Origin of the sequence: Microbacterium gubbeenense DSM 15944 (assembly GCF_000422745.1) — a bacterium.
Lineage (GTDB): Bacteria > Actinomycetota > Actinomycetes > Actinomycetales > Microbacteriaceae > Microbacterium > Microbacterium gubbeenense.
Window position 1 is genome coordinate 86,208 of sequence record NZ_AUGQ01000006.1, and the last position, 9,496, is coordinate 95,703.

General features: G+C 70.5%; 10 protein-coding genes. 3 read left to right on the forward strand and 7 right to left on the reverse strand.

Going from position 1 to position 9,496, the window contains the following annotated elements; genetic code table 11:
- Window positions 1-9 precede the first annotated feature (9 nt).
- From G510_RS0105470 to G510_RS15465, 3 genes are read right to left on the reverse strand one after another with little or no spacing between them, the layout of a single operon-like run.
- A complete protein-coding gene (locus G510_RS0105470) occupies window positions 10-1,143 on the reverse strand; it encodes an Mrp/NBP35 family ATP-binding protein (RefSeq protein WP_029152815.1) in 1,134 nt (377 codons plus the stop codon).
- Window positions 1,140-1,640 carry a DUF1003 domain-containing protein gene (locus G510_RS0105475; protein ID WP_029152816.1) on the reverse strand — a complete coding sequence of 167 codons (501 nt, stop codon included), beginning with the start codon at window positions 1,638-1,640 and terminating at the stop codon, window positions 1,140-1,142. Before G510_RS0105475 ends, G510_RS0105470 begins: the two co-directional genes overlap by 4 nt.
- On the reverse strand, window positions 1,640-2,923 hold the full coding sequence (locus G510_RS15465; RefSeq protein ID WP_036322122.1) for a magnesium transporter MgtE N-terminal domain-containing protein: 1,284 nt from the start codon (window positions 2,921-2,923) through the stop codon (window positions 1,640-1,642). Before G510_RS15465 ends, G510_RS0105475 begins: the two co-directional genes overlap by 1 nt.
- A gap of 42 nt (window positions 2,924-2,965) precedes the next feature.
- On the opposite strand from G510_RS15465, the gene G510_RS15470 reads away from it, so the two are divergent.
- Window positions 2,966-3,565: a YflT domain-containing protein gene (locus tag G510_RS15470; protein ID WP_051216404.1), complete on the forward strand. Its 600-nt coding sequence runs from the start codon at window positions 2,966-2,968 to the stop codon at window positions 3,563-3,565.
- Here the strand turns inward: G510_RS15470 and G510_RS0105490 are convergent.
- Together G510_RS0105490 and G510_RS0105495 are read right to left on the reverse strand one after the other, a co-directional pair.
- On the reverse strand, window positions 3,547-4,953 hold the full coding sequence (locus G510_RS0105490) for an aminopeptidase P family protein (protein ID WP_029152817.1): 1,407 nt from the start codon (window positions 4,951-4,953) through the stop codon (window positions 3,547-3,549). The two genes, G510_RS15470 and G510_RS0105490, sit on opposite strands and share 19 nt — an antisense overlap.
- A gap of 22 nt (window positions 4,954-4,975) precedes the next feature.
- Window positions 4,976-5,995 carry an endonuclease/exonuclease/phosphatase family protein gene (locus tag G510_RS0105495; RefSeq protein ID WP_029152818.1) on the reverse strand — a complete coding sequence of 340 codons (1,020 nt, stop codon included), beginning with the start codon at window positions 5,993-5,995 and terminating at the stop codon, window positions 4,976-4,978.
- A 61-nt stretch (window positions 5,996-6,056) separates the two neighbouring features.
- Here G510_RS0105495 and G510_RS0105500 point away from each other — a divergent pair, with 61 nt between their 5' ends.
- Window positions 6,057-6,908, forward strand: coding sequence for a PHP domain-containing protein (locus G510_RS0105500; protein ID WP_036322065.1), 852 nt, complete (start codon window positions 6,057-6,059; stop codon window positions 6,906-6,908).
- 21 nt (window positions 6,909-6,929) lie between these two features.
- Here the strand turns inward: G510_RS0105500 and G510_RS0105505 are convergent, their stop codons facing one another.
- The gene (locus G510_RS0105505; RefSeq protein WP_029152820.1) at window positions 6,930-8,318 is read right to left on the reverse strand and encodes a DEAD/DEAH box helicase; all 1,389 of its coding nucleotides are present in this window, start codon (window positions 8,316-8,318) and stop codon (window positions 6,930-6,932) included.
- 139 nt (window positions 8,319-8,457) lie between these two features.
- Between G510_RS0105505 and G510_RS0105510 the strand changes: the two genes are divergently transcribed.
- Window positions 8,458-9,162: a ferritin-like fold-containing protein gene (locus G510_RS0105510; protein WP_029152821.1), complete on the forward strand. Its 705-nt coding sequence runs from the start codon at window positions 8,458-8,460 to the stop codon at window positions 9,160-9,162.
- Window positions 9,163-9,180: 18 nt separating this feature from the next.
- Here the strand turns inward: G510_RS0105510 and G510_RS0105515 are convergent, their stop codons facing one another.
- On the reverse strand, window positions 9,181-9,402 hold the full coding sequence (locus G510_RS0105515) for a DUF3107 domain-containing protein (RefSeq protein ID WP_029152822.1): 222 nt from the start codon (window positions 9,400-9,402) through the stop codon (window positions 9,181-9,183).
- Window positions 9,403-9,496 lie beyond the last annotated feature (94 nt).

A 9,496-nucleotide genomic window follows, 5' to 3' on the forward strand; every position in this document is an offset into this window, starting at 1 on the left:
GCGCGGTCCCTATCGCGTGCTGACCGGCAGCTTCCGTCCCGCCAGCCCGCGCCCCGTCGACGCGATGCGCTCGGCGATCGCCTCGACCGCGAGAGCGGCCGGATCGTCCGGGTGGGCGATCACGGTGGGGATCCCCGCGTCGCCGTCGGCGCGCAGGGCGGGGCTCAGCGGCACGGATCCGAGAAGCTCCGCACCCTCGCCGAGCGCGCGCGCCACCTCGGCGCCGCCGCCGGATCCGAACAGATCCATGGTCGACCCGTCGGGCATCTGCATCGCCGACATGTTCTCGACGACGCCCAGCACGCGCTGACCCACCTGGCGGGCGACGAGGCCCGACCGGATCGCAACGTCGCTCGCGGCCGCCTGAGGGGTCGTCACGACCAGGACCTCGGCGCCCGGGAGCAGGTGCCCGGCCGAGATGGCGATATCGCCGGTTCCCGGGGGCATGTCGAGCAGCAGAACGTCGAGGTCGCCGAAGAACACGTCGGTCAGGAACTGCTGCAGGGTGCGGTGCAGCATCGGCCCGCGCCACATCACGGCGCCGGGCGTCGACCCGTCCGACTGCTTCAGGAACATGCCGATCGAGATCGTCTTGACGTCGTGCGCGATGGGCGGCAGGATCATGTCGCCGACCTGCGTGGGGGAGGGCGCCTCGCCGTCCTCGACGAGCCCGATCAGCTGCGGGATGGAGAAGCCGTGCACGTCGGCATCGATGAGGCCGACCTTCAGCCCGCGGCGGGCGAGCGCGACGGCGAGGTTCGCGGTGAGCGTCGACTTGCCGACGCCGCCCTTTCCGCTCGTGACGGCGATCACGCGCGTGAGGGATCCCTCGCCGAACGGATTGCGCTTGGCGGGCCCGCGCAGCTTCTCCGTGAGCGCCTGCCGCTCGGCGGGCGTCATCACGCCGACCTCGACGCGGACCGGGCGCCCCTCCGCCTCGGATTCGGCGGCCTCGCGGACGTCCTGTTCGATGCGGTTCGCCGCCGGGCAGCCGACGATCGTCAGCACGATGCTCACGGTGACCTCGTCCGGCGTCGTCTCGACGCCGCGCACCATGTCGAGCTCCGACAGCGGTCGCCGCAGCTCGGGATCCGTGACGCGCCCGACCGCGTCGGAGATGCGCTGTGCGACCGGCTCGGTCATCGTGAGCGCTCCTCGTCGAGCTCCTCGAGCGCGTGCTTCAGCTCGTCGCGCAGCGCATCGCGATCGATGATGGTCTTCTCCATCGCCTCGAGCGTGAGGCGCAGCGACACGATCTCGCGCGCGAGGTACTCGGTGTCGGCGAGGGTGCGCTCGGCGAGCTGGCGGTCGTTCTCGAGGGCCACGCGGTCGCGGTCGTCCTGACGGTTCTGGGCGAGCAGGATCAGCGGCGCGGCGTAGGAGGCCTGCAGCGACAGCAGCAGGGTGAGCGCCGTGAACCCGATCGCGGCCGAGTCGAACCGCCACTCCACGGGTGCGAGCGTGTTCCAGGCCATCCACAGGGCGCAGAACACCGTGAGGATGATGAGGAACCACGGCGTGCCCATCGCGCGCGCGATCCACTCGGTCGCCCGACCGAAGCGATCCTTGGGGCGGGGCGCCTCGTCCTGCAGGAGCGGGCTGCGGCCGCGCGTGAAGGTGCGGTCGTCGCGGGAGGCCATCACGTCGATGCCGTTCGGATCGAACCGGTCAGCGTCGGGATCGGATCGCCCTCATCGTGCGAGCGCCAGTCGTCGGGCAGCAGCGAGTCGAGGATGTCGTCGACCGTGGCCGCCCCGAGCAGGCGGTGCGCGGTGTCGACGACGGGGAGCGAGACGAGATCGTAGCTCGCCAGGCGCCGCGCGACCTCGGCGCCGGGCGCCTCGGCCTGCACGGGTTCGATCGAATCGTCGAGGATCGCGCCGATGCGCTCGTGCGGCGGGTACCGCAGCATGCGCTGGAAGTGGACGGTGCCGAGGTAGCGGCCCGTGGGCGTTTCGTACGGCGGCAGCGTGACGAACACGCTCGTCGCGAGCGCGGGGTGCAGCTCGTGACGGCGGATCAGCGCGAGCGCCTCCGCGATCGTCGCGTCGGCGGGCAGGATGATCGGATCCGTCGTCATGAGACCGCCGGCCGTGTCCGGGCCGTACTGGAGGATGAGGCGCACGTCCTCGGCCTCCTCCGGCTCCATCATCTGCAGCAGCTCCTCGCTGCGCGTGTCGCCGAGCTCGGCGAGGAGGTCGGCGGCGTCATCGGGCTCCATGGCGTCGAGGACGTCGGCCGCGCGCTCGTCGCCGATGGATTCGAGGATCGCGACCTGCTCGTCCTCGGGCATCTCCTCGAGCGCGTCGGCGAGGCGCTCGTCGCTCAGCTCGGAGACCACCGCCATGCGGCGCTCGCGGGGCAGATCGAGCAGAGTATTGGCCAGGTCGGCGGGCCACAGCTCGGCGTAGCTCTGCGCGAGGTGCTCGGCCGACTGCGCCTGACCGGGGGCGGTCTGCTCGACGACCTCCTCCCACGTGGCAAAGGTCGTGGGGCCCTTCGAGAACGGCGACACCCCGGTGCGCGGGCGGCGCAGGAACAGCTGCGAGATCGCCCATTCCCCGATGCGGCTGCGCTCGATCGCGGCGTCCTCGATCGTCGCGGTGCCGGTGCCGTCGCGCAGGTCGACCCGGCGCCCGACGATCTCGGCCATGATGCGCCGCTCGTCGGCGCGCGGCTGGAAGCGCCGCACGTTGATGAGCCCAGTCGTGATGATCTGGCCCTGCGCGATCGAGGTGACGCGGCCGATCGAGACGAAGACCTGTCGGCGCCCGGGGATCTCGAGAACGAGTCCGATCACGCGGGGCGCGCCCGTACTTCGGTACACGATCACCACGTCGCGCACCTTGCCGAGCCGGTCGCCCGCCGGATCGAACACGGGGCAGCCGGCCAGTCGACCCACGAAAACCCTCTGCGTACTCACCACACCAGACTACTTCGCTCGCCTGCATGGGAGAATCGAAGAATGAGCATGATGAACGCCGCACTGCCCGCGCCCGAGGTCGGCGAGACGGTCGCGACGTACAAGAAGTACGAGGGAGCCCAGCGCGCCGTCTCGAAACTGATCGAGAACGACGTGCCGGCGAAGGAGATCGCGATCGTCGGGCGCTCCCTGCGCTCGGTCGAGAAGGTGACCGGAAAGCTCGGCTGGGCGCGCGCCGCCCGCCAGGGCGCGCTCAACGGCATCGTGCTCGGCCTGCTGTTCGCGGCGTTCGCGATCATCTGGATGCCCGACCTGCAACCGGCCGTCATCGGCGGGATCCTGCTGATCGGCCTCGGGTTCGGCATGGCGCTGCGCCTGCTGAACTACTCGATCGTGCGCCGCCGTCGCGACTTCGCGAGCGTCATGGCGATCACGGCGGATCATTACGAGGTCGCCGTCTCGCCCGCGCACGTGCCCGAGTCGCGCCGCGTGCTCGGCACGGAGAAGACGCGCACCGTGGTGGCGCGGCCGCCGTCGAACGAGCCGCCGAGGTACGGCGTGCGCATCGACGACCGTCCCCGCGACGAGCGCCCCGCCGAGGAGCGTCCCGCCGCGGATCCGGATCAGCCGCGCGAGGACTGAGCGCCTGAGACCCAGGCCTCGATCTCGTCGGCCGTGCGCGGGAGCGCCGCTGAAAGGTTGACGGGCCCGTCGGCGGTCATCAGGATGTCGTCCTCGATGCGCACGCCGATGCCGCGGTACTCGGCCGGCACCGTCTCGTCGTCGATCTGGAAGTACAGGCCGGGCTCGATCGTGAACACCATGCCCGGCGTCACCACGCCGTCGTAGTACATCTCGCGGCGCGCCTGGGCGCAGTCGTGCACGTCGAGGCCGAGGTGGTGGCTCGTGCCGTGCACCATGTATCGGCGCTGCTGCCCGCCCTTATCGGCGTCGAGGGCCTCCTCGGCGGTGACGGGGAGCAGCCCCCACTCGGCCGTGCGCGCCGCGATGACGCGCATGGCGGTGTCGTGCAGGTCGCGGAACTTCATTCCGGGCCGTGCCGCGGCGAACGCCGCGTCGGCTGCCTCGCGCACCGCCTCGTAGACCGTGCGCTGGATCGGCGTGAACGTCCCGCTCACGGGGATCGTGCGGGTGATGTCGGCCGTGTACAGGCTGTCGAGCTCGACGCCGGCGTCGACGAGCATCAGATCGCCCGGCACGACGGCGCCGTCGTTGCGCGTCCAGTGCAGGTAGCAGGCGTGGGGGCCGGATGCCGCGATCGTGTCGTAGCCCTCCCAGTTGCCGTCGCTGCGCGCGCGCAGGTGGAACACGCCCTCGACGATCCGCTCGCCGCGCTCGTGCGCGATGATGCGCGGCAGCTCCCGCACGATGTCGTCGAAGCCCTTCGCCGTCACGTCGACGGCGAGCTGCAGCTGGCGCACCTCGAAGTCGTCCTTCTCGAGACGCAGCTCGCTGACCGCGCTCGTGAGCTCGTCGTGGCGGCCGACGACGAGATCGCGGTCGGTCGCGGCGAACTCGCCGATATCCTTCGTCGCGATGCCGAGGTCGTGCGCGACCGCGTCGAGCGAGGGGCGCGGACCGACCCAGAACTCGCCGATCGATGCGTCGCGGTAGAACTCGGGCATGTCGCGGGTCGCGCGGTCGCGCAGGAACAGGGTGGCCGCGTGCGCGTCGCCGTCGGGCTCGAACACGAGCAGCGAGTCGGGAACCGCGTCGGCGCCCCACCCGGTCAGGTGGGCGAACGCCGAGTGCGCGCGGAACGGGAAGTCCGTGTCGTTCGAGCGCTGCGCGAAGCCGCCGGCGGGGATCACGAGGCGCTGACCGGGGAATCGCGCGCTGAGCGCTTGGCGGCGTGCCGCGGCGTACGGCGCGGCCTCGCGCGGATCCGGAATCTCGTCCGCTCGCTCGGCCCAGCCGGTCCCGATCGTGTCGAGGAAGCCCTGCGGGAACGGCTGACGGCGATTCGTGTTCGTGTCGTCAGCCGCGGTGGTGTCGGTGGTATCGCTCATGCCACCAGTTAATCACTGGAGCCTAGGAGGCGGGTTCGAGCTGCGCGACGAGCGGGCGGTGGTCGCTGCCCGCGTCGTCGAGGTTCGTCACGACGATGGATCCGCTGACCTCCCACGCGCTCGAGACGAGCACGTGGTCGATGGGGGAGCCGAGCACCGCCGGGATCGACGTCGGCCACGTTCCCGCGCCGCCGTTGCCGGTCTCGGCGGCCGCGTCGCGGCACCAGCCGAGGTCGCCGTCGCCCTCGCCGAGCCCGGACATGTGATCGAGCGTCGCGTTGAAGTCGCCCGCCATGATCACGTTCCCCTCGACGCACTGGTCGGCGAGCCAGCGCAGGTCGCTGCGCCACGCGTCCATGTACTGCGGCTGCGGCGCCACGGCGTGCGCCGCGACGACGATCGGGCCATCGCCGTTCGTCGGCATGGCGATGGCCGACGGCAGCATGGTCGTTCCCGAGTCGGAGGCCTCGATGACCGAGTAGTCGCCGAGATCGGGGGAGATGAGGAGGGTCGTCTGCCACGCCTGCGGCCCGTCGACGACGTCTTCGTTATAGGCCTCGTGGTGCACCCACATGGGGCGCCCGAGGTCGCGCATGATGACGGCGACCTCCTCGCCGACGCCCGCCGCCGTTTCGGGCAGCGAGATGATGTCGGCCTCCATCGCGACGGCGGTCTGCGCGATCGAATCGGCGCCGGTCGCGTTCCCAAGGGTGTTCCATGTCATCACGCGCACGCTCTCCTCGCCCTTGTCGGGGAGGGTGGCGGCACCGTACCCGCGGATCCCGAGGGTCACGCCGCTCGCGACCGCGGCGATCACGCACACGACGGCGATCGACACGGCGAACGGCCGCGCGCGGCGGGAGGCCGCGATGATGAGGAACACCACGGCGAGCACGGCGAACGCGGCCACCATGAGGCCGCGCATGGCGACGATCTGGGTGAAGGGCAGGCGCTGCTCGAGGTGGAAGAATCCGGGCCAGGTGATCACGGCCGCGGCGCACGCGAAGAGGACGGTGATGAGAACACCTAGCGAGCGAAGCACCCTTGGAGCCTAAGCAGGCGGGCTGTGAACTTCCGCCACTGCAGGGCATAGGATCCTTGAGATGTCCCCCCAAATCGCCGGGCCCGCCGATCTCCACATGCACTCCGAGTGTTCGGACGGCACCGAGGCGCCCGCCGAGGTCGTGCGCCAGGCGGGGATCGCGGGACTGCGCACGATCGCGCTGACCGATCACGACACGGTCGCCGGGTGGGACGACGCCGCGCGGGCGTCCCGCGAATCGGGGATCGCGCTCCTCCCGGGCGCCGAGGTCTCCTCGAAGCACCGGGGCAGCAGCGTGCACGTGCTGGCATACCTGTTCGATCCGGATCACCGGGGGCTCTCGCATCTGATGGCGCGGGTCCGCGATGATCGCGTCGGGCGCGCGGAGCGGATCGCCCGGAACCTCGCTCGCGACCTGCCGGTGACCTGGGAGGACGTGCTCGAACAGCGCTCGGGAGACGCGACGATCGGCCGACCGCATATCGCCGACGCGCTCGTCGCGCGCGGAATCGTCAAGAGCCGGGCGGAGGCCTTCGCCGGGCCGCTGCATCCGGCCTCGCCGTACTACGTCAGTCACGCCGCGCCGACGCCGCTGGAGGCCGTCATCGAGATCGCGCGGGCGGGCGGGGTATCGATCATCGCCCACCCCGCGGGTCGCGGCACGATGCCGGAGCACGCGATCCGCGAGCTCCTCGACGCGGGGCTGGCCGGGTTCGAGCTGGGACACCGGGAGAACACAGCGACGGGGACCGCGCGGCTGCAACGGCTCGTCGAGGAGCGCGACCTGATCGTGACGGGGTCGAGCGACTACCACGGCGCGGGGAAGCCGAACCGCCTGGGGGAGAACACCACGGATCCCGCGATGGTCGCGCGCATCGTCGGCGCCGCCACGGGATCCGCACCGGTGTTCTGAGCCCCGCGGGGCTCCTGAGGCTTACGCGCCCTGGCTGGGCGTGCGGCGACGACGCCGGCGGCGTGCCGGGGCCGGGTGGCCGTCGCGGTGCTCGGCGCCGGTTCCGTCGTGCGTGCCCTCGCCCGGGCGCTTGTCGTCCGAGGCGTCCTGGCCGCCGGATCCCTCGGTGCGGCGGCGACGCGGCGGGCGCGACGACTTCTCGTCGTCCTTGCGCTTCGTCGGCGCCTTCGTGATGCGACCCTTGGTGCCCTCGGGGATGTCGAGGTCGGTGTACAGGTGCGGGCTCGTCGAGTAGGTCTCGACGGGCTCGGGCTGGCCGAAGTCGAGCGCGCGGTTGATGAGCGCCCACTTGTGCAGGTCGTCCCAGTCGACGAACGTCACCGCGATACCCGTGCGTCCCGCGCGGCCCGTGCGACCGACGCGGTGCAGGTACGCCTTCTCGTCGTCGGGGATCGTGTGGTTGATCACGTGCGACACGTCGCTCACGTCGATGCCGCGCGCGGCGACGTCGGTGGCGACCATGACGTCCTTCTTGCCGGCTTTGAACGCGGCCATCGATCGCTCGCGCTGTTCCTGGCCCATGTCGCCGTGCACGCCGCCCACGGAGAAGCCGCGGTCGCCGAGCTCGTCGACGAGGCGCTGCGCCTGGCGCTTGGTGCGCGTGAAGATCACGGTCTTGCCGCGATCCTTCGCCTGCAGGATGCGGCCGATGACCTCGTCCTTGTCGAGCTGGTGCGCCCGGTAGACGATGTGGCGGATGTTCGCCTGCATGAGGCCCTCATCCGGATCCGACGCGCGGATGTGGATGGGGTTCGACATGAAGCGGCGCGCGAGCGCCACGATCGGGCCGGGCATGGTGGCGCTGAACAGCTGCGTGTGGCGCTTCTGGGCGACCTTCTGGAAGATCTTCTCGATGTCGGCGAGGAAGCCGAGGTCGAGCATCTTGTCGGCCTCGTCGAGCACGACCTCTGTCGCGTTCGACAGGTCGAGCAGGCCCTGGCCCGCGAGGTCGATGAGGCGGCCCGGCGTTCCGACGACGATCTGTGCGCCCGCGCGGAGCTGCTCGATCTGCCCCTCGTAGGCCTTGCCGCCGTAGATGGCGACGACGCTCGTCGAGCGGCCCCCGGTCAGCAGATCCATGTCTTCGTAAACCTGCGTCGCCAGCTCGCGCGTGGGAACGACGATGAGCGCCTTCACGCCCGGCTCAGGGTCGATGCCGAGGCGCTGGACGACGGGGATCCCGAAGCCGAACGTCTTGCCCGTACCCGTCTTCGCCTGGCCGATGACGTCCTGGCCCGGAAGCGAGATCGGAATCGTCTGCTCCTGAATGGGGAAGGCGTCTTCGATGCCCTTCGCGGCCAACTGGTCGAGGATGTCCTGATCGATCGCGAGATCGGCGAATGCGGTCATGAAATGTGCTGCCTGTCTCGACGGTGCGGCGCGTTGACGCGAGGCGACCGCCGGTGGTGACGTCCACGCCCCACTCGATCTTCAACAGGCGCGGCTCCCCGATCCGGTGTCGGGGCCGCTACCAGCGTACCCTGGTGACGTGGTGAACTGGTTCTGGCAGCGCAGGCGTCCTGTTCGGCGACTCCGTCTGAGGTCGCGCGGAGATCAGAGCGACGCCGTGCGCGTCGACTTCGCGGAGCTCGCTCCCGACGTCGAGGTGTTCCTCGGCCAGGCGGCGTACCTGCAGCTCGGGTATTTCGAGACCCTGACCCGGCTGATCCGGCGCACGCCCGACCTCACGGAGAAGGAGGCCCTCTCGATTGCGGCCGGTGCGGCGCTCGAGAAGCACCGCGGGATCGTCGACATCATGCGCTCGCGCGGCGCGGATCCGACCGGGCTGATGCGCCCGTTCCAGGCGCCCCTCGACGAGTTCCGGTGGGCGACCATCGGCGCGCGGCCGCGCGAGACGATGCTGTCGGTGCACATCACCGCCGGCATGCTCGACGACTTCTACGTGGCGCTCGCCGCGACGTACGGCGACGTGGGGCGCCAGGTCGAACAGGTGCTGCGCGTCGAGCACGATCGAGAGCAGCTCGTCGATCTGCTCGTCGCGACGATCGACGAGGACGACGAGATGAGGGGCCTGCTGTCGATGTGGGCGCGGCGCCTCGTCGGCGACACGTTGCTCGTCGCCCGATCGGCCCTCCGGATCGACGCCGATGACGAGGAGAAGATCGAGCCCGTCTTCACGGCGCTCGTCTCCAACCACTCTCAGCGGATGACGTCGATGGGTCTCGCGGCCTGACGCCTCCGCCCCTGCGCGTTAGGCGACGAAGCCGACCTTGCGCACTTCTTCCGAGCCGATCTCGACGTAGGCGAGGGCCGCCGTCGGGACGATGTAGGTCGATCCCTTCGCGTCGGTGAACGACAGCGAGGCCGTGCCTGCGAGGGCCTCGTCGACCTTCTTCGCGACTGCCTCGGGCGTCTCGGCGGAGGAGAAGTTGAGCTCGCGGCCGGTATTCATCATGCCGATGCGGATATCCACGGGTCGTGCCTTTCGTCGTGCTGATCGCCCCGAAACGGGCGCGCCATCAAGCCTATTGCAGTTCGGATGTCGGGGGTTCTGGATAGCGTGGGCA

Coding starts and splice junctions, on each gene's coding strand:
- G510_RS0105470 (WP_029152815.1), bottom strand. CDS start 1,143: ATGACCGAGCCGGTCGCACAGCGCATCTCCGACGCGGTCGGGCGCGTC.
- G510_RS0105475 (WP_029152816.1), bottom strand. CDS start 1,640: ATGGCCTCCCGCGACGACCGCACCTTCACGCGCGGCCGCAGCCCGCTC.
- G510_RS15470 (WP_051216404.1), top strand. CDS start 2,966: ATGAGCATGATGAACGCCGCACTGCCCGCGCCCGAGGTCGGCGAGACG.
- G510_RS0105490 (WP_029152817.1), bottom strand. CDS start 4,953: ATGAGCGATACCACCGACACCACCGCGGCTGACGACACGAACACGAAT.
- G510_RS0105500 (WP_036322065.1), top strand. CDS start 6,057: ATGTCCCCCCAAATCGCCGGGCCCGCCGATCTCCACATGCACTCCGAG.
- G510_RS0105505 (WP_029152820.1), bottom strand. CDS start 8,318: ATGACCGCATTCGCCGATCTCGCGATCGATCAGGACATCCTCGACCAG.